16 protein-coding genes and 1 riboswitch are annotated in these 19602 nt (G+C 37.5%); of the genes, 3 read left to right on the top strand and 13 right to left on the bottom strand.

What is annotated here, in order from left to right:
• Positions 1–38: 38 nt before the first annotated feature.
• The 8 genes from ACQ4QH_RS04040 to ACQ4QH_RS04005 form a co-directional block, all read right to left on the bottom strand.
• Entirely contained in the window at positions 39–812 is a 774-nt protein-coding gene (locus ACQ4QH_RS04040) for an ABC transporter ATP-binding protein (protein WP_439819348.1), read from the bottom strand.
• A complete protein-coding gene (locus tag ACQ4QH_RS04035; RefSeq protein WP_439819347.1) occupies positions 802–1704 on the bottom strand; it encodes an ABC transporter permease in 903 nt (300 codons plus the stop codon). The genes ACQ4QH_RS04040 and ACQ4QH_RS04035 overlap by 11 nt, the downstream gene beginning before the upstream one ends.
• A complete protein-coding gene (gene trpX, locus ACQ4QH_RS04030; protein ID WP_439819346.1) occupies positions 1701–2705 on the bottom strand; it encodes a tryptophan ABC transporter substrate-binding protein in 1005 nt (334 codons plus the stop codon). The genes ACQ4QH_RS04035 and trpX overlap by 4 nt, the downstream gene beginning before the upstream one ends.
• A 546-nt stretch (positions 2706–3251) precedes the next feature.
• Entirely contained in the window at positions 3252–4934 is a 1683-nt protein-coding gene (dld, locus tag ACQ4QH_RS04025) for a D-lactate dehydrogenase (RefSeq protein WP_439819345.1), read from the bottom strand.
• A gap of 381 nt (positions 4935–5315) precedes the next feature.
• The gene (locus tag ACQ4QH_RS04020; RefSeq protein WP_439819344.1) at positions 5316–6281 is read right to left on the bottom strand and encodes a D-2-hydroxyacid dehydrogenase; all 966 of its coding nucleotides are present in this window, start codon (positions 6279–6281) and stop codon (positions 5316–5318) included.
• A 108-nt stretch (positions 6282–6389) separates the two neighbouring features.
• A complete protein-coding gene (locus ACQ4QH_RS04015) occupies positions 6390–6602 on the bottom strand; it encodes a tyrosine-type recombinase/integrase (RefSeq protein WP_439819503.1) in 213 nt (70 codons plus the stop codon).
• A 248-nt stretch (positions 6603–6850) separates the two neighbouring features.
• A complete protein-coding gene (locus ACQ4QH_RS04010; protein WP_439819343.1) occupies positions 6851–7642 on the bottom strand; it encodes an FxLYD domain-containing protein in 792 nt (263 codons plus the stop codon).
• 902 nt (positions 7643–8544) lie between these two features.
• Positions 8545–9624 (bottom strand): YdcF family protein, encoded by a 1080-nt coding sequence (locus ACQ4QH_RS04005; RefSeq protein WP_439819342.1) that lies wholly within the window; start codon positions 9622–9624, stop codon positions 8545–8547.
• Between the two features lie 168 nt (positions 9625–9792).
• Between ACQ4QH_RS04005 and ACQ4QH_RS04000 the strand changes: the two genes are divergently transcribed.
• A complete protein-coding gene (locus ACQ4QH_RS04000; protein WP_439819341.1) occupies positions 9793–10443 on the top strand; it encodes a DUF3862 domain-containing protein in 651 nt (216 codons plus the stop codon).
• A 54-nt stretch (positions 10444–10497) separates the two neighbouring features.
• Here the strand turns inward: ACQ4QH_RS04000 and ACQ4QH_RS03995 are convergent, their stop codons facing one another.
• Both ACQ4QH_RS03995 and ACQ4QH_RS03990 read right to left on the bottom strand, forming a co-directional pair.
• Positions 10498–11442, bottom strand: coding sequence for a Dyp-type peroxidase (locus ACQ4QH_RS03995; RefSeq protein WP_439819340.1), 945 nt, complete (start codon positions 11440–11442; stop codon positions 10498–10500).
• 78 nt (positions 11443–11520) lie between these two features.
• Positions 11521–13740, bottom strand: coding sequence for an alpha-galactosidase (locus ACQ4QH_RS03990; protein ID WP_439819339.1), 2220 nt, complete (start codon positions 13738–13740; stop codon positions 11521–11523).
• Between the two features lie 181 nt (positions 13741–13921).
• On the opposite strand from ACQ4QH_RS03990, the gene ACQ4QH_RS03985 reads away from it, so the two are divergent.
• Positions 13922–15856 carry a glycoside-pentoside-hexuronide (GPH):cation symporter gene (locus ACQ4QH_RS03985; protein WP_439819338.1) on the top strand — a complete coding sequence of 645 codons (1935 nt, stop codon included), beginning with the start codon at positions 13922–13924 and terminating at the stop codon, positions 15854–15856.
• Positions 15857–15967: 111 nt separating this feature from the next.
• Here ACQ4QH_RS03985 and ACQ4QH_RS03980 read toward each other — a convergent pair whose 3' ends face one another.
• Entirely contained in the window at positions 15968–16237 is a 270-nt protein-coding gene (locus tag ACQ4QH_RS03980; protein ID WP_288572791.1) for a helix-turn-helix domain-containing protein, read from the bottom strand.
• Positions 16238–16499: 262 nt separating this feature from the next.
• Between ACQ4QH_RS03980 and lepA the strand changes: the two genes are divergently transcribed.
• Positions 16500–18281 (top strand): translation elongation factor 4, encoded by a 1782-nt coding sequence (lepA, locus tag ACQ4QH_RS03975; RefSeq protein ID WP_439819337.1) that lies wholly within the window; start codon positions 16500–16502, stop codon positions 18279–18281.
• A gap of 47 nt (positions 18282–18328) precedes the next feature.
• On the opposite strand, the gene ACQ4QH_RS03970 is transcribed toward lepA, so the two are convergent.
• Positions 18329–18829: a QueT transporter family protein gene (locus ACQ4QH_RS03970; RefSeq protein ID WP_439819336.1), complete on the bottom strand. Its 501-nt coding sequence runs from the start codon at positions 18827–18829 to the stop codon at positions 18329–18331.
• Between the two features lie 8 nt (positions 18830–18837).
• Positions 18838–18882: riboswitch (PreQ1 riboswitch) on the bottom strand.
• A 53-nt stretch (positions 18883–18935) separates the two neighbouring features.
• Positions 18936–19559 (bottom strand): pyridoxamine 5'-phosphate oxidase family protein, encoded by a 624-nt coding sequence (locus ACQ4QH_RS03965; RefSeq protein ID WP_439819335.1) that lies wholly within the window; start codon positions 19557–19559, stop codon positions 18936–18938.
• Positions 19560–19602: the final 43 nt, after the last annotated feature.

The raw sequence follows: 19602 nt of genomic DNA, 5'->3' as shown, positions 1-19602 counted from the left end.
TGATTGATAAGAAAATCCATTTTCCTTGAAAATTTTTACTAATCTACGAAAAGATTCATAATCTGTTGAATCGTCATTTGATCCTTATCTGCACCTCTGACATCTAGAGTAATCTGTCCATCATGCAGTACTACTAACCGATTTCCGTATTTTAGTGCATCTTCCATGTGATGGGTAATCATCAAACAAGTTAACTTTTGTTCAGCCACTGTTTGACTTGTCTGCTTCATCAAGGCAGCGCTGGTTTTTGGATCAAGTGCTGCTGTATGTTCATCCAGTAATAAAATGTCTGGCCGATTTAAGGTCGCCATTAAAAAACTTAGCGTTTGACGTTGCCCGCCAGATAAATTCTCAGTTGGCGTGTCCAAGCGTTGTGCTAACCCGTTACCCATGCCAACCACTAGTTTTTGAAAATGTTCTTTATTGCCATGCAAATGACGAAAGCGTAAGTCACGTCTTTTACCACGTTTGGTGGCTAACAAAAGATTCTCTGCAACTGACATTCTAGGAGCGGTTCCCATCTTTGGATCTTGAAAAACACGACTTAAAAACTTTGTTCGTTTTTCAACTGAAGTGTGGCTGATGTCTTGATTATTATGTAAGACTTGACCAGAATCTGGTAAAATATCGCCCGATATCGTATTAAATAAAGTAGATTTACCAGCACCATTTGATCCAATGATCGTAATAAAATCTCCAGGATAGACAGTTAAGTTTAATCCTTTTAATATTTTTGTTTGATTAGGCGTATTGCGGTTTACAACTGTGGAAACATCCTTTAATTCTAGGACTGCCTTATTATTATTTATCATTTGTGCTGAGCCCCTTTCGTAAAATATCATTTAAGTGCAACGCATGCCGTAAATTAGGTAACATCATACTGAAAGCTAAAATAATTGCAGAAATCAAATTTAAGTCATTGGTTGAAAAACCAAGCTGCAAGACAAACAACAAGACGAAGCGATAAATGATACTACCTAGCGTAACGGCAACTAAGCGTTGATTCAAGGTCAACTCACCAAATACGACTTCACCAATAATAATCGAGGCTAGAGCAACCACGATGATGCCGATTCCCATATTTGCATCAGCATAACCATTGCTTTGGGAAATCAAAGCACCACAAAGCCCAACTAAGCCGTTGGATAATGTTAAACCTAAAATCGTCATATTATCTGTATTGATTCCCTGAGAACGGGCCATCATCTTGTTATCACCAGTTACGATAAAAGCTTGACCAAGATTTGTTTCTAAAAACAAAATGACTATTATGATGATAATAATGATTGTGCTTCCGCCGATGATGATACTATCAAAATACTTGGGCAGTGTTTGAAAAATATTGGCTGAAAAAAAGGTCGTTTTACCTATCAAGGAAATATTAGATCCACCCATAACACGTAGATTGACCGATAAACAACCAGTCATAACCAAGATTCCAGCTAATAAAATTGGTATCTTGCCTTTGGTGTATAACAAACCGGTAATCAGTCCTCCAGCTGCTCCAGCCAAGCAGCCATAAAGCGTAGCCAAAACTGGTGAAGCGCCATGTGTAATAGCAGTAACAGTGACGGCGGCACCAAGTGGAAAAGTTCCTTCAACCGTCATGTCAGGAAAGTCTAATATTCGAAATGTCAAAAATAAGGCGACCCCTAAAATGGCCCAAAGTAATCCTTGCCCGATACTAGATGTTATTAAACTCATTTAATTACCCTCCCACTTTTTTGTGCTTGTTTCATTATTTTTTCTGGTATATGAATGTGTAATTTATCAACTTGTTCTTGGTTAATGACATATTGACCCTTAACAACATGTTCAACTGGATAATTTTCAGGCTTTTTACCTTGTATAACTTTAGCAGCCATATGGCCCGCTAAACGACCCAAGTCATGTTGATCAATTGCATAAGAAGCAGTCCCACCGTCAGTAACCATGGTATCAGCAGCTGTGAAAACAGCTTTACCTGCCTTATTTGCGTTATTAACTAATGTCTTCATTGATGAAGCGACGCCATTATCTTGAGGAGCATAAATGACATCGACATCACTAGCCATCTGTTGGCTAATTTGTTGCATATCGTTAGTATTAGCAATTGTATACATCTTTGGCTGCAATCCGGCTTTTTTGACGAGCTTCTCAAACTTCTTAGCATTACTTTGCCCACCAGAATCTGAAGAGGTGTAGATGACACCGATTTTTTTTGCTTGTGGCATGACGTCTCGAATTAATTGCAATTGTTTGTCTAAAGGAGAATCACCTGAAGTACCAGTCACATTAGTGCCCGGATGTTTTTCTGACTTAACTAACCCTCCGCCAACTGGATTACTGATTCCTGCCAACATAACCGGCGTGGACTTATCAGCCGCGTTGACCAGTGACTGAACGGCTGGGGTTGCAATCCCAAATAGCATATCATTATGATCTGCCAGTTGTTGTGCCATCGTTTTCATATTACTTTGGTCACCTTGTGCATTTTGAAATTCAACTTCGATGTTTTTGCCTTCCACAAGGCCTTCATCTTTCAAGCCACTAATAATACCTTGGTGAATCTGATTTAAAGCCGGGTGACTAACCAATTGTAAAATACCAACCTTGATTATTTTGTGTTGTGCCAATGTATTACTTGCATTTTGTGCTGGCTGAGTTACTAAGGAAAATCCCAAAAAAACTAAGATTGCCCCGATAAACGTAAGCATTCGTTTCATTTCATTCACTCCAATTCATAGACTATTAAGTAAATTTGACAAAAAAAAGGGCAAACCAGCATACTCTGGTTTACCCTAAAAATGGTAATATCAAAGCCTGCTATGTTGGACCATGCAGACTTTAACAAACGAAAAAGAAGTCGACACGGATACAAACTGTTTGCCAGATCGTATCCGTTGTAGGAACTACGACCCTGTGTGTCGGCTTTGCCAAGCCATGTTCAAATTGTTAATTACTGACTTTTGCATTCTTCTTCGTCCTTTCTGTTCATTGATTAAATCAATAATAAAAAAAGATTTATGAGTTGTCAAGAATAAAAATAATAATATAATTATACAAAAAATAAAAATCTCTAATATTTATCAATAAATCCTCATAGTATTAATCATTTCGGTAAATTTTTTCTCAAATATGTTGAAATTCATAAAATTAACTCTTCTTGGATAGGAAAAATTTATAACAAAAAAGCAATAGTCGTCATCTCAACAAAAATAACAACTATTGCCTCATTTTTCAGTAAATTTTTAAACTGATAAAATCAGTTATTAGTAAATGCCCCACCACTTCTTCTTAGAAGACTTTCCAATTCCAGGGTTGAAACTGTTTGTTGGGTCGTTCTTCTTATAGTGTTCAATCAATGCAGGAGCTGCTTCATACAAGTGACCAACGTTGTGCTCAGCTGGATAAATGGCACCACGCTTGTCAAGCAACTTCAGCATTTCTTGCTTTAATTCGTGACCATCCACACCTGGCTTCAAAATATAGTCTTGGTGCATAACGTGATCAAGGAAGTGACCATAGTACAACTTGTACTCGATCTTATCATCAATTTCTTTTGGTAGGTGCTCGAACCAGTCATCATCATTACGACGTAGCGCAATATCAAGTGGCAAGATATCAATTGAATCTTGCTTCAATTCTTGATAACGAATTGCAACTGAAGCCGTTACGTAACGGTGCAATGATGCCTTATTCGTTTCATCAGCGTTAGCCTCGAAGAAGTCACCCTCTTCTTCTTTGAAGAATTCAGTCAAGTATGCACGTGCTTCATCAATACCTGCACCTGACATCTTCAATTGAACATAGTGCTCAAAGCGATTAGCATAATCTTCGATACGCTTTGGCAATTGGTTAGGGAACAAGTGCCCTGCCTTTTGCAAGAAACGATCTGGGAAGTATGGCTTAAAGAATGGCACATGTCCTAGCATACGTTCTGCAGATGCTTTCATACCGAACATCGTTGGCAACATGCTTGTTCCCAATTTGTCGATAACCATCAATGAATCCTTACCATACAATTTTGCCAAATCATAAGCTTCCTTATGCATGTACTCACCTGATACAGGCAAGTTCTTAAATTCAGACAAAATGTGACGACGCATCTTTTCCAAAACGGCTGGTGAATTTGTTCCAATGTAGAACACCTGTGATTCACCTTCTGATGGATACGTATCCAAACGAACAGCGAATGTCGCAATCTTTCCAGCAGCACCTGATGCCTCATATAATCCCTTAGGATCAGCATTGTAACGTGTTGGTAAGTCTGAATCCACATCACGAACACGCTTCTCATAATCACGGTTGTGCCCGACACGCTCATCAGAATTTGGTACACTATTCAAATCGAAACGACGGTTTGCAAGGTTATCCAAAATTTCTTCTGGGGTTTCACCAAGATCAATACCCAAATGATTTACCAAATGTAGCTCATCATTTTCATCAATACGTGCATACAATGCCAACTCAGTATAAGCTGGACCACGTTGGATCAACGCACCACCTGAATTGTTGTTAATCCCACCAATAACTGATGCACCCAATGTTGATGAACCGATAACTGAATGTGGCTCACGATTTAATGGTTGTAATGACTTTTCCAAATTAAATAAGGTTGTTCCTGGGAAGGCAATGACTTGCTTTCCTTGGTTAATTAGTTGTAGATCTTTAATACGGCTACCCTTAACAATAACTGCATCACGATCATAACCTTCTGTTGGAGTTGATCCCTCAGTCAAACTAGTGTTTGAAGCTTGCATGATGATAATAATATTATCTCTATGCAAAACCTTCAAAACTTTCCACATTTCAACAAGGGTTCCGGGCATAACAACTGCTAATGCCTCTCCATAACCTGAACGATATCCCTTACGATAACGTAATGACTTAGCCGCGTTAGTCACAATATGGTGACTACCAACAATGGCCTTTAAATCCTCCACTGTAGACATAAAACTAACCTACCTCCTAAAGTTGTACAATCTATACTCTAATATACCACTTTTCTGAGCTTTTAAAACGATAAAATTATGAAATTCAGCAACCCACAATTGTACTATTTTTCACAAACGAAGGTCAACACCTTTATTTTTAAAGTAACAGAAAAATTATTTATTGAATGGCTATCCTGAAAAATTATTAAAATAATTTTGGTGTCATCGCCTATCTATGTATTTTTGTCCATCTTCAGCAATCACTCTTTTAAGTCTTTTTTGAGATCATCACTGAAAAGAATAAAGTCCACTTTAGCACAAATTGTAAACGCTTTCAATAGTTTTTTGGATAAAAAAGTGTGACATGCCTTTACATGCCACACAGTCTATTATTTTCAATTAATCATTAACTACATTTTGTGGATTATTCTCTAAATAACCTTGAATATTTGCCACAACAATATCCAATAGTCTTTGTCTAGTTTCTAGCGGTGCCCATGCAATATGTGGTGTTAAGTAACAATGCTTTGCCGTTAACAAAGGACTATTATCACTAATTGGCTCTTGTGTCGCAACATCCAAAGCTGCATACGCAATCTGACCACTATTTAAGGCAGCAGCCAAATCAGTATCATTGATCAACTTACCACGCGCAGTATTGATTAGAATTGCGGTATCTTTCATCTGACCAATTGTGTCAGCATTAATAAACTCTGACATCTCTGGCGTAAATGGCACGTGCAAACTAATAATGTCTGACTCCGCGTATAAAGTTTGCAAATCAACTTGCTTGATTGCATCATCAAAGGCTTTTGTTGGTCGATGATTGTAAAAAATAACCTGCATATTAAAGGACAATGCAATCTTAGCGACTGCTTGTGCAATTTTTCCAAAACCAACTAACCCTAGTGTTTTACCTTTTAGTTCCATCAATGGTGCATCCCAAAATGAAAAACGACCAGCCTTTGCCCATTCACCATCATGTACAAGATCGTCATGTTGCTTAACTCGACTAGTAACAGCTAACAATAACGCAAATGTAAACTGTGCAACGGCATCCGTACCATAGGTTGGCACATTCATTACAGCAATATGCTTAGCTTTTGCATAACTAACATCAATATTGTCATAACCTGTAGCCGTTTCGGCAATTGCTTTTAAATCAGGAGAAGCATCGATAATGTCTGATGTAATCGGAACCTTGTTGACCAAGGCAACGTCTGCACCTGCTAATCGCTTAATGATTTCGTCTTTGTCATCATATGGTGTCGCATCATAGACAACAACCTCACCAAATTGATCTAAAATATGCCAGTCTAAATCCCCAGGGTTCAAGCCTAACCCATCTAAAACTACAATTTTCATAATTACCCCCAATAGTAATATTTTTGTATGAATATTATATCATACTAGATACGTTAATTTGCCAATGAAGTGTTTACTGGGGACAAAAAGGGTATCTGAAAGGGTATTTCAGAAATTGACTAGAGACGTATATACATCAGCTGTTTGAGCCTTATCCACTTGCGTCAAAGTGGTATATATTGACAGTGTTGTCTGTACATCATCATGCCCTAATTGATACTGTAATTGCTTAACATTCATACCAGCCTGAATATCTAGGGTGGCGTAAGTGTGACGGAAACCGTGAACCTTGATACGGGGCAACTCAGCATGATTAGCTATCTTAATGAGCCACGGACGACTCGGAGATTACGGAATTGAAAGATACCGTTGATAAGTTAGATGCTCACATTGCTGATTTAGAATACTAATACCACTGGACGCTGTAACAGGCGTTGGTTTTTTTACAGCCACCCGCATTATTCGGTGTCATATAAACACATTCTACAAGCATTTTAACTGATGCGGTGGTTAATCTCATCCACTAAAAAAGCACCCAGCTCGTTTAAACTGAATGCCATTTTGGCTATTTATTTAAAGTCCGCATATGTTACGCGAATTTCAGTCTTTGAAAAATCTTTATCCGTCATAAACTCAAATTGTGAGGTTTCGTTTTGTAACCATTCCTCTGAATCAATGTATTGCGAGTCAACAACCACACCATCATTATTTACTAATTTTACAGTTGCAGTAAAATCACTAATATCTGCACCAGTAGTGTTTTTTACAGCAGCTCGATATGTTGTGAACGTGTCATCTTCATAATCTTTTGGCTGTGCCTCAAATGAAGTTTCTTTCAATATTGAATTAAGTTTGTCAGTTGAGTTTGTTTTCTTTGTTGCAGACTTACCATTACCAAGTAACTCATCGAGTTGACTTTTGTTTTTATCGCCTGATACCTTTATTTTCTGAATCTTATTTATCTTTACGAGAATAGACGTTCTATCATCATAAGTCTTGTCCCACTTTTCATAAAATTCATCTGATCCAAAAATATCTAGTTCATCCTTTGACTCATTTAATACATTGATGTAAGCAATCGCTTGTTCTTGAAGCTTTGAATTTTTAAAATTCTTATCCTTGTATTTCTCGACGTTATCTAATTCGGCTTGAATGCTTTTTTTGTAAGATGCTTTTGTGTCTTTATCTTTATTCGCCTCAGTCCACCGCTTTTCTAGCCCTTTTTCTAGTGATGTCATGAATTGTTGGTCATACGTCTTACTCTCTGTAATCCCAAATGCTTTGAATGATAAGAACGCAACTAATGCTACAACAATAATTGAAACTATACTCACTGCCCAAACAGTTTTCTTTTTACTCATTTGCCCATTACTCCTAAGTATATTATTTCTATATCCTTTGGTATTATACCTTAATACATAAAATAATTTAAGCTTCATTTAATAAAGTCATAAATATAGACACTACATCAACTAGTCGTTAATACCAAATATGCTATATTAAGCCGTTTTAAGCACGTTATATTCTGCCTATAATTATATTCTCTATATGGAGCTTATATGGCGTATAAAAGTATTCTACACGCATAAAACGAGTTTTATTCACACGAAGGACTAGCAAATATCATCGGCTAACTTTCGGCTGGGAAGGTATTACTATGATTGCTTCACTGGGGATGCTGCATCCCAAAATAGGGAGAGAATACGTACTCCCCCCTGACCTGCTTTTCCTGTGTCCTCGTTGAGCGTAGCGAGACACTGCAAGTGCCTGCTGGTTGTCTGGTCGGGTTGCCTCGGTGTCGTTGCTGGATAGTTAGATAAGTAGTATGTAAGTGCGTAATACAAAGATGTATGCTAGATAGTTAGTTGATGTTGTGAGCTAAGTATTAGTTAGGTTGTCTGGTGTATGTGTGTTAGATAGCTGGTGTGTGTTAATCAATCGGCTGGTTACTAGTAAACTCGTTGCATAAAAAAGAAACAACCATTAAGGCTGTCTCTCAAAGGTGGCTTATTATTAAAAAGCCGTGTCTAAAAGTTTGGCGACTTAACTATTTTATACCATAGCATAACAAAAGCCGTGCGTTTGGTCTGGCAACTGATCTACACGGCTATTATTATTCTATTTAAATAATAGGCGTAACCGCTAATAAGCTAACGCACAAATTATTGTAGCATGAATAAAAACACCCAAAGTAATCTATACCTTGAGTGTCCCAGTGTATTATTTATCCCACAATGAATAATATTAATATCAAATTATTCATCTAAAAGAAAATACCATTACCAACTATAAAACTAATAATGGAAACCAGTAAAATCAATGACAAGCAGATAGCATGAAATACCTTATGATTTGCTAGTAGCGCAATATATTCTCTAATGAAAGCATTCGGAATAAAGAAACGACTAGTTTTTGCTCCTAATCCATCAATTTGCAAACCAACTAATCGTGCATATCCCGCTGCTCTGAAAGTATGATAATCACTGGTTGCAAATAACCCATTTGCTAGATTCAAATCTCGCTCTTGCAAGATTTTCTTTGAAAATAGCATATTTTCGTAAGTTGTTTTCGATTGCTTTTCAATTAATACATGAGATGATTGTGCACCATGCTGTTTTGCGTATTCAGCCATCGCTACTCCTTCAGGCAATTTTTCATCGCCTCCTTGCCCACCGGAAAAAATTAACCAAGGATAGTAGCCAGTTTTTTCAAACTGTTTATTCGCAAAGTCCAAAGCAATCTGAATACGAGAAGCCAGTAATGGTGAAACATCTTTACCATTAAGTAATCCTGCACCCAAGACAATAATATAATCTTGGTTATACTTTGGTCGATACAATCTAGTCAGAATAAATGACGTAATAAATGCCAAAAACCAGAAAACTAAATACAGGATAACTGGCTCAACTAACGTAATATACAAGCCAACTGCTTGATCACTTAGCAGTTTACTATCAATTGCACGCATGATCGGTAAAATAATAATGATCAAGATACCCAGAAGTAACGTTAGCATATTACCAAGCGTATGACTTTCTCGACGCCATACGGTTAGCGCATTCCACAATAATAAAATACCTAATAATGAATATAAAATTGCTAGTGGAATTAAAATAATCACAAAAATTGCATAAAAAATGACCCTTAACCACTGAATGTTTAGCAATTCAATCAGAAACATTAACGTTATACCAGTTAAAACCACTGAAAAATTTGCTAAGACACCATTGAGTAACCGAAATTTATTTTGACGCATACTGAGTATCAACAATGTGATGCAGGTTACAGTTAATAGCAACAGAATCAATAAAGGAAAACTAGCTGTATCTTTTACAATAGACATTCCTGTCACACCTCCTATAATTTTATGCTTCACGCATACCAAGATTATACAAAAAGAGTTTGATGATGACTACTAAATTGTGTAACAAATAACTTGCATGCGTTACATGGTAATGTTTTTATGATATTCTTAATTAAGATTATTTCGAATAAAGAAAGATATAGACTTATGAAAAAGAAAATTATTACCGTTATTGCGGGCATTATTGCAATTATCCTAATCGTGGTTGTTTCAGATCATTATCAAGGTACACCTAGCAGCAGTGATAAAACCGTTAGTTCTCATAAATGGACCAAAAAATCGTTTGATCAGTTAAAAGTTGGTGACTTTAATAAAACTGGCAAAGGTGGTTCAAGCTACGAATCTATCGTGGCAAAATACGGTCGTCCAGATAAAAAGTCTAAAACAAAAGCTGACAATCATATCCTAACGGTTGTTTCTTGGAAGAATGTCGCTGGTGACTATACTGGTGTCACACTAACATTTATGAGTCAAAAGGATAGCTCAAAAACAGCTAAGTTGACTTCTAAAACACTTTTAGACTCAAAAACAATCAACCTAGCGAAAAAATGGACGATGACCACTTATAATGCAGTTGCACTTGAAGACAAGAATGACCAAGAACATGCTGGTGATTCATTATCTAGTTTAACTAATAAATATGGAAAACCTGCTGTACTCACCATTGCACGGATCAATGGCAAAATACAGACCAACGCTGTCTGGCATAACACTAATGGTGGTGCCAACGGTACTGTGTCTATCGATTTTTCATCGCATAATACCGCTGTTGATAAATCACAAGAAAAGTTACGCTAATAAATAAAAATAGGTTTGAATCTCACTTAAAATGAGATTCAAACCTATTTTTATTTAATTGAAGAAATTACCATCCGCAATATCAGCGAGTGTATCTCTTGATGGAATAAAGAATAATTGACCACTTAGTAATGTTGAAAATGTTAGTAGAAAATCCGACTTCTCTAACATTTGGATTAACATCTGCTTTGTAACCTGCCAATGTCTAGCATAACCAATGAAGTAAGTTCCCGTATAATTTAAAGCTGGATCAGAAAATGGGACATTCATGCGAATAATTTTCTGTTCCTCACCATCAATTTCTAGTTTAGAAGCGACATTATGCGCATTCTCAAGTTTGTCCTCGTCATCTAATTCCATATCATCAAATTTATGACGACCAACTGCCTTTTCTTGATGCTCCACAGATAATTTTTCCCAGAATGCCATGTCATGTTGCCATTTTTGAGCAAATGCATAAGATCCATTTTCAAAATCTGAGTCCTCATCCCCAATAATTGCATAATCAGCAGCATCCTCAATTGCTGGTGCTTCTGTCCCATCAATAAAGCCAATAATTGCACGCCCCTCTAAGTAACGGAACCCTTTTGTTTCATCAAGCACCGTTGTCACTGGTGATAACAATTTCATAAATTGACGAACAATTTCGTAGACAACAGCCTCTTCACTCGCCCGAATATGCAAGAAAATGTCACCATCACTGGCTGGCATACTATATTCTGCACCAGTTAATGTTTGATAGGTCTCTAACTCTTGTGGCTTTTTAGCATTAGGAAATAGGTAATCCCATGCTTTATTACTAAATCCAATGGCAACTTGTAATCCAGACTCAGGGTTACGAATACGCATTGATCGAATAATCGACTGAGACATATCAGCAAAGGTCGCAATATGTTCCTGCTCATCAGCTAAATCTTGATGGTTCAATTCCAAAACAATAAATGAAACATTTTTGCCTGGATCTTTCCAAACATCTTGTGCTAAATTTGCATTAAACATTTTATTCCTCCAAAAAATATTATTTGATACACCTTAATCATACACCAGCTGTATCCCTTTTAAAATAAATTTACGAACTTAATCCTTTAAGAAATAAGTCCGAACTTGAGAAGTAAAATCACCTGCTTGGGTTGGGTCGTCATAACGTCCAATATTCATTAACTCATCACCAGTGAACTTTTCACCAGTTTCCTGATCAACGTAAATTCCCTCGGGGATTAAACCAACTAGTTTGGTAATCGTAAAATTCTGTTGTGATGAGGCTAGTAGTCTAAAATGATAAACCAAAACATCATTACCATTTGGACTAACAAATTCCCACGCAGCCTCATTACTCAAGAATGGATCCTTTAGACGATAAAAATCACCATATTGGATTAGATGACGGTGCTCTTTATAGAAAGCAACCTGTTGTTTGACCAGCTCTTTCTCTTCTGTCGACATTTGTTGGACATCTAGTTCATAACCAAAGACGCCTGAGCTAGCAACATCACCTCTTGTCTGTAATGATGTTATTCGTTGTGTTTGTGGGTTTGGTACTGCCGCCACATGAGCAGTCATGCTAGATACCGGATAACCAAATGTCGTCCCATACTGAATCCTAATTCGCTCAGCAGCATCAGTACTATCTGAGGTCCATGTTTGTGGGAAATAATAAAGCATCCCCGCATCAAAACGGCCGCCACCACTCGAACAACCTTCAAACAAAATATCAGGATAACGCTTGGTCAACCGGTCCACCAAATCATAGACGCCAAGAATATAACGATGAGCCACCTCACCTTGTTGTTCACTATTTAGAACAGTAGAGTAAACTTCTGTCATATGACGATTCATATCCCACTTAATATAATCAATTGGCACCCGATCAAGAATTGCAGTCATTTGTTCATAAATATTTTCGACGACTTCTGGTCGAGAAAAGTCCAAAACGTATTGATCTCTTGAAAGTGACATTGGTCGATTAGGAATATGGATTGCATAGTCTGGATGCTGACGGTACAAATCAGAATTTTCTGAAATCATCTCAGGTTCAAACCATAGCCCAAATGCCATATTCTTAGCATGTACCTTTTCAGCCAGGCCACGCAAGCCACCACCACTAGCTAGCTTACTTGTGTACTCATACCAATCTCCCAACGAACGGCGATCATCGTCACGTTGACCAAACCAACCATCGTCTAACACAAACATTTCAATTCCCAATGGGGCGGCTTCATCTAAAATTGCCTCAATCTTCTTCGCACTAAAATCAAAATAGGTCGCCTCCCAATTATTAATGACAATGGGACGATCTTGGTATTGATGGTGACCACGAGCAACACGCTCACGTAACAGATGATGGTATGTTTGTGACATCCCATTTAGCCCTTTATCTGAATAAACCAAAATAGCTTCAGGAGATTGAAAACTCTTTTCTGGTGCTAATTGCCAACTAAAACCATCTTCATTGATTCCTGTCACCAAACGAACTTGGTCAATATAATCCTTTTCAAAAGTAAATTGATGATTACCTGAATAGACGAGCTGCACACCAACAGCTTCCCCAGTTTGCTCAGTTGTATTCGGATCAACCGCTATCACAAACGGATTCATATGATGCGAACTGGCACCGCGGCGACTACTGAATTCTGTCATTCCCTGACGTAATGGTGCACGCTCCACCTGACGTTCATGGAATTGTGATCCGGGAAATGAAATGACTTCCATCGCTTGTTTTGGCATATCAAGTTGTAATGATGCTATCTTTTCAATAGAGAATGAGCATTCACTTTCATTAAAAATACGAGTTGAACGTGTGATTACTGATCGATCTGCATATATTGTATAGTAGAGCACGACCGATGCCTTTAATGTTTTGTCCTTTAGTTTGATAGCTAATGTCTGCGCCTCATCATCCTGTTTCACATATGTTTGTGGCAAACCTTCTAATTCTGGTTTACCAGAAAAAATTTCATATGAATCATAACGGAAATCAGTTGCCAAAGCCCCATCTGCTGATTTAATAATGATTGCAGGACTCCGAAAATCACCGGTCTGATTACCTGCAAATTCTTGTGGTAAAACATCCTTTGAATAAAAGCGATCTACTTCCCCTGGCCGACCAGCTAAATTAGGCGATAGCCCACGTTCATACCTCGGATAATGACGAGACCCATGATATCCTGTCACCCTTTTCCCAAAATATAGATGACTTAAAATTTCTCCTTCTTCGATTGACATTAAATATGAAATTGTTTCATTTCTAAGATGGAATGTGCGTTGTGTGTTATCAAATGTGATGACTGCCTTTTCCATATACCCCTCCATAGATGCGATTAATCATCCTTAATCTAACAAAATAAAAATAGTTTCTCTATTGATATTGTAACCGCTTGCCGACTGAGTGACAAACATTAAAAAACACTTGCTTTGTCATGTGAAAGCGCTTACAATTAAGCAGTTGACAATTTAATAATTTTTAAGGAGAATTTGCGCCATGAAGACTGAAAATAGCAAACAGTCAGCTTTATCACGTTGGTCATATTCCTTTGGAGCATTTGGTAATGATGTGTTTTTCGCAACATTATCAACCTACTTCATCATGTTCGTCACCACTCACTTGTTTAGCGGTGGCAATTCAGCAACTAATAATAAAATGATTAGTGCCATTACATTAATCATCTTCTTATTACGTTTCGTAGAGTTAGCAATTGATCCATTTATTGGTAATGCAATCGATAATACCAGAACTCGTTGGGGTAAATTTAAACCTTGGGTAGTTATTGGTGGAACAATTGGTTCGATTGCGCTAATCATTTTATTTACAAGCATGGGTGGTTTGAATAAATCAAATCCAATGGCTTATCTAATTTTATTCGCTATTATCTACATTACGATGGATATCTTTTATTCATTCAAGGACATTGGTTTTTGGTCAATGATCCCTGCTTTAACATTCGATTCACGTGAACGTGAAAAGACGGCTACCTTTGCACGAATTGGTTCAACACTTGGTGCCAATTTAGTTGGTGTCGTGGTTATGCCTCTGGTTCTGTTTTTCTCAGTTAAAAGTAACGGTGGTACCGGAGACACACGTGGCTGGTTATGGTTTGCCATTATTATTTCTGTTGTTGCCTGGATCAGTGCAATTGCGGTTGGTGTTGGTACAAAAGAAGTTGATTCAGAACTACGCCAAAACAAAGAAAAAACCACAGTTAAGCAAGTTATTAAGATTTTGGTCAAGAATGACCAATTGATGTGGACGGCTGTTGCGTATGGTCTGTATACGACCGGTATGACGTTGGTTAACTCACTTGAACTTTACTATTTCACTTTCATTTTAGGTGATGCAAAGTCATTCTCCATCCTAGCGAGCTTGAATGTGATAACTGGTTTGATTTCTGTTTCGTTATTCCCTAAGTTAGCTGATAAGCTAAATCGCCGTAAGCTATTCTTCTGGAGTGTCGGCATCATGCTGTTGGGCTTAGTTGTATTTATCTTTGCCGGTAAATCACTACCCGTTATTCTAGTTGCTGCTGAATTATTCGCCATTCCACAACCACTGGTGTTCTTAGTTGTTCTGATGACCATTTCCGACTCAGTTGAATATGGTCAGTTAAAGTTAGGTCACCGTGACGAATCATTAACTTTATCAATTCGTCCCCTGCTTGATAAATTAGCTGGTGCCATTTCAAATGGTGTCGTTGGATTAACTGCCGTTGTTGCTGGTATGACTAGTGGTGCAACCGCTGCATCTATTACCCATGCAAATTCATTGACTTTTAAGGCAATCATGTTTGGTATTCCAATTATCATTATTGTTGCTGGTGTCTTTGTTTTCTTCAAGAAGGTTACTTTAACAGAAGCAAAGCATGCTGAAATTGTCGATGAACTTGAGCGAACTTGGGGTAAGCAGTTTAACGATACTAATGAGACAGTGACTGAGGTACTACCAGAACTTTCTGCAGGTGAGTCAATTTACTACATGCCGGTCACTGGTACCCTATTACCGTTGAGTAGTGTTAATGATAACGCTTTTGCTTCTGGCGACTTAGGTAAGGGATTTGCTATAAAGCCAGCAGACGGTCGCGTTTATGCACCATTTGATGGCACAATACGCATTGCTTTCTCAACTCGTCATGCTGTCGGTATCGTGTCTGACACTGGTATCGTTACATTGATCCACATTGGTTTAGATACCGTTAAGCTACAAGGAACTGGCTTTGTATCCTACTTTGAACGTGGTCAACATGTTAATAAAGGTGATTTATTAATTGAATTCTGGGATAAATCAATCACAGATGCTGGTTTGGATGACACGGTCATTGTAACTATTACAAATTCTGATGATCTGACAACTTTTGAATTACTTGAAGAACCAAATACTTTGATAGAACAGTCAACACCTATCTTGAAGCTTGGTCGATATTAATTTAACTTACAAAAAGGCCCACAACTTTTCGAATTAAAGAAAAGTTGTGGGCCTTAAAATGTCATCAAAAATAATTTTTTTTAATAGACAATATTAATCATCCATATTCTTTTAACGAGCCCTTGCAGAGCGCAACCGACTATTCGTCATGATCTCAATTTGTCGTAGTGTCGCTGCATCTACATGCAAGCCACTTGCGATTTGACCAAACGTCCACGTTGGGTGGCGTTCACAAAGATCATGAAAATGTGCAATTAACTTATCATTCACTTCGGGCTGTGTAATTGTTTGTGGACCCCCAGTTATAAAGTTAGCAACATCTGTCTTCTCAAAACTATAATGTAAACTACTTGGACCCATTGCACCAGTTGCGTAATCCATTGTACTTTTCCTCCCAATTATCAGGCTAAAAATATCAACAACAACTCCTATGCAAACTATACTAACACTTTTATCAAATAAAATAAAGCTAACTTTACTAGATATAACCTTAAATTTAATTCGTCTTTTATTATTTTTAGATTCATAATTGTTATTAAAATAAAAACAATGTTCGTATATGAGCGATATTGCGAAATGCAAAACCGTAATTTTTGATGAAAATGGTATAATATGAACACTATATCTTTTTTAAGGAGCTAAAATGTCTACACGTCAAGAATTTATTCGTAATTTTGCCATTATCGCCCATATCGATCATGGTAAGTCGACACTTGCTGACCGAATCATGGAAATGACAAATACCATCTCAGAACGAGAAGCTGAAGATCAACTACTTGATGATTTAAGTGTTGAAAAAGCACATGGTGTCACTGTTAAATCACGAACTGTCCGAAACTACTTCATCGATGAATCCGGTGATGAATACCAATATAATCTTATTGACACCCCAGGACATGTGGATTTCAATTATGAAGTATCCCGTAGTTTATCAGCTACTGATGGTGTATTGCTACTTGTTGATGCGACCAAAGGTGTTCAAGCACAAACTGTTGCTAACTATCGTCTTGCAAAAGAAGCTAACTTAGTCATTATTCCAATTGTTAATAAGATTGACACAGCTGCTGCTGAAGTTGATGCAACTATTGCGCAACTCGAAGACTTAGATGATACATTTACACCAGCTAACATCATTAAAATTTCCGCCAAGAGTGGTCTACATGTAGATACCGTCCTAACTGCCATTCGTGACCGTATTCCTGCTCCCAAAGGTAATGAACAAGCTGATTTACAAGCCCTCGTGTTCGATTCAAAATTCGATCCATATAAAGGTATTATTGTACAGGCACGAATCGTACAAGGTACTTTAAACAGCAATGATCAAGTATTATTTATGGCTAATCAAATTAAATCAGGTATTAAAGAAATGGGTGTTTTCGCCCCTTTAATGACACCAATCAAGCAATTAAAAGCTGGCGATGTTGGCTTTATTGTGACAGGTATTAAAGACCCTGAGGCAGTTAAAGTTGGTGATACGATTACACTTGCAAAACAACCTGTCGCATCAGCCTTACCTGGTTATCAAGATGTTGAGCCAATGGTTTACGCCGGACTCTATCCTCGTGGCAGTGAGTTTAAAGATCTAAAAATTGGTATTGAAAAATTAGGCCTGAATGATGCTGCCTTTCAATATGAACCTGAACAGTCAGAAGCATTGGGAATGGGGTTCCGTGGTGGATTTTTAGGCATCTTCCATTTACAAATTATTCGCGAACGATTAAAAGAGGAATTTGGACTGGATGTATTGACCACAATGCCAAATTCAACCTATCGTGTGACCGTCAAGAATGAAGACGAGCCAATCTATGTTGAAAACCCAACCCAATTTCCAGATTATGGCCAAATTGTGTTAGTTGAAGAACCATATATGTTAGCTAAAATGACGATGCCAAATGAAATGTTGAATGATGTCATGCGCTTAGCCGAAGGTCGTCGTGGTGAATTAGTAGATTTAGAAACTATCGGTGCCATGCTATTAGTTACTTATCGAATGCCAATTTCCGAAATTGCATATGATTTCTTCAATGAATTAAAGTCGGTTTCACATGGCTTTGCCACCCTCTCAACAACGTTTGATCAGTATCAACCATCAGACTTAGTCAGAATAGACATTGCAATCGACTACGCTAAGATTGATGCCTTAACATTCGTTGTACATCGCCTGAAAGCTAACCGGATGGGCATTGAGATTGTTGATAAACTTAAAAACCTAATTCCGCGTAAATTGCAAGCAATGCCTGTACAAGCAATTGTTGAAGGACGCGCCATTGCTCGTGCAGATGTTCCGCCTTTACGAAAAGCTCAAGCTTCAGGTACTAAAGTATCAAAAAAGCAACAGCAAATGCGACGTCAAGGTGTTAAAAAAAGTGATATCGAATTACCACAAGCTGTTTTTGATGCCATTTTGGAAATGAATAGTAATTAAATAAATAAACCCGCTCACGAAAATGAGCGGGTTTTACTTATTTAAGATTATTTTTCTAAGTTAATTGTCCGACTAATGATATACACGATGATTGCTCCGATGACCAAAGCAACAAATTCACCTAATGCAGTCCAAGCATAAGTTGCCCAGAATGGTGTTTTTGCAACATAATATAGCTCAGCAGCAATAACCCACATCATTAAAGTATCGACGATGGTACTGATTGCCAAGCGGGTCACAATACTCTTAACATGCTTTGCTAAGTAATAAGAGATTGATAACATCAATAACGTCTGCAAAGTCCCCACAATCATGTCAATAATGCCATATGGTGACCAAATGTTAGCAATAAACACGCCCAGTGTTATCGCAACAATATAACGCTTATTAAATACTGCTAAATGATTAAAGGCCTCAGAAAATCGTAATTGTACCGGTCCATATGATGCAAACGGGATGGCAACGGTTGCCACCACATAAAGTGCGGCAATGACCGCTGTCACCGCAATATTTCTTGCTGAACTAACTTGATGTGTTTTTTGTTCCATAGTTTCTACTACTCCTAGTTTTTTTGAGTGGGATGGTTACGAACCACTGATATCACTGCTATTAAAAATAGCACTATCAAATAAGAATTGCAACTAAGCGACAAAATTAAAAGGATACTGCAACAGGCTGATCCCGAAATGATTCAATTAAAACAGACTGGCAAGTTAATTGAATAATTACATGATTAGAAAAATCTTCACCCAATGCTTTAATCTCAGGGTGTTCTTGTAACATTGTTGCTACTTGATCATCCGCAACAACAGCTGCTGAGACATGCCTTGAACTCAATCTAGCCCCAGTTTGCTTATCATACCATGTTGTTAGAGCAGCCACCCCATTTTGAGCAATGTTTGCTGTCCGTTCTGAATTCGAGTCAGTGACAATATAGAAAACATTCTCATTAACTGTTGATTGTTTGAAAGTTACAATGCTAGCTGTCAATTTCCCATCTGATGCTTTTGTTGCCAGGACAAAAACGTTTTCTAGTTTAGCTAATGTCTTATTAAACACATCATCTCGATTATTATCAGCTTGTCCGCTAAATTTTTTTCTTTGTTTTAAAATGGTCAATGTTGTTAACGGAATAATTAAAATAATATAACCCACAATAGTTACCAGAATACCTTGTAGCCAAAATTCTCTCACATGAAATAAATCAACGATTCCTAATGATATAAATATAGTGACCAAAAATATAATGAATAATTGTATAAATCTCTTTGGATACATAATTGTTTTCTCCTTCACAAAGTAATTTTATCACAAAATACCC

This window comes from Weissella paramesenteroides, from assembly GCF_051903945.1.
GTDB lineage: Bacteria > Bacillota > Bacilli > Lactobacillales > Lactobacillaceae > Weissella > Weissella paramesenteroides_A.
The sequence above is the reverse complement of the archived record's forward strand: the minus strand, read 5'-3'. Positions and strand labels throughout refer to the sequence as shown.

Bases quoted from the DNA above. Each gene is read 5' to 3' on its own strand.
- ACQ4QH_RS03970 (WP_439819336.1), bottom strand. From the start codon at position 18,829: ATGGAACAAAAAACACATCAAGTTAGTTCAGCAAGAAATATTGCGGTG.
- dld (WP_439819345.1), bottom strand. From the start codon at position 4,934: ATGTCTACAGTGGAGGATTTAAAGGCCATTGTTGGTAGTCACCATATT.
- ACQ4QH_RS04035 (WP_439819347.1), bottom strand. From the start codon at position 1,704: ATGAGTTTAATAACATCTAGTATCGGGCAAGGATTACTTTGGGCCATT.
- ACQ4QH_RS03995 (WP_439819340.1), bottom strand. From the start codon at position 11,442: ATGTTTAATGCAAATTTAGCACAAGATGTTTGGAAAGATCCAGGCAAA.
- ACQ4QH_RS04010 (WP_439819343.1), bottom strand. From the start codon at position 7,642: ATGAGTAAAAAGAAAACTGTTTGGGCAGTGAGTATAGTTTCAATTATT.
- ACQ4QH_RS04000 (WP_439819341.1), top strand. From the start codon at position 9,793: ATGAAAAAGAAAATTATTACCGTTATTGCGGGCATTATTGCAATTATC.
- ACQ4QH_RS03990 (WP_439819339.1), bottom strand. From the start codon at position 13,740: ATGGAAAAGGCAGTCATCACATTTGATAACACACAACGCACATTCCAT.
- ACQ4QH_RS04040 (WP_439819348.1), bottom strand. From the start codon at position 812: ATGATAAATAATAATAAGGCAGTCCTAGAATTAAAGGATGTTTCCACA.
- trpX (WP_439819346.1), bottom strand. From the start codon at position 2,705: ATGAAACGAATGCTTACGTTTATCGGGGCAATCTTAGTTTTTTTGGGA.
- ACQ4QH_RS03965 (WP_439819335.1), bottom strand. From the start codon at position 19,559: ATGTATCCAAAGAGATTTATACAATTATTCATTATATTTTTGGTCACT.
- ACQ4QH_RS04020 (WP_439819344.1), bottom strand. From the start codon at position 6,281: ATGAAAATTGTAGTTTTAGATGGGTTAGGCTTGAACCCTGGGGATTTA.
- ACQ4QH_RS03985 (WP_439819338.1), top strand. From the start codon at position 13,922: ATGAAGACTGAAAATAGCAAACAGTCAGCTTTATCACGTTGGTCATAT.
- lepA (WP_439819337.1), top strand. From the start codon at position 16,500: ATGTCTACACGTCAAGAATTTATTCGTAATTTTGCCATTATCGCCCAT.
- ACQ4QH_RS03980 (WP_288572791.1), bottom strand. From the start codon at position 16,237: ATGGATTACGCAACTGGTGCAATGGGTCCAAGTAGTTTACATTATAGT.
- ACQ4QH_RS04005 (WP_439819342.1), bottom strand. From the start codon at position 9,624: ATGTCTATTGTAAAAGATACAGCTAGTTTTCCTTTATTGATTCTGTTG.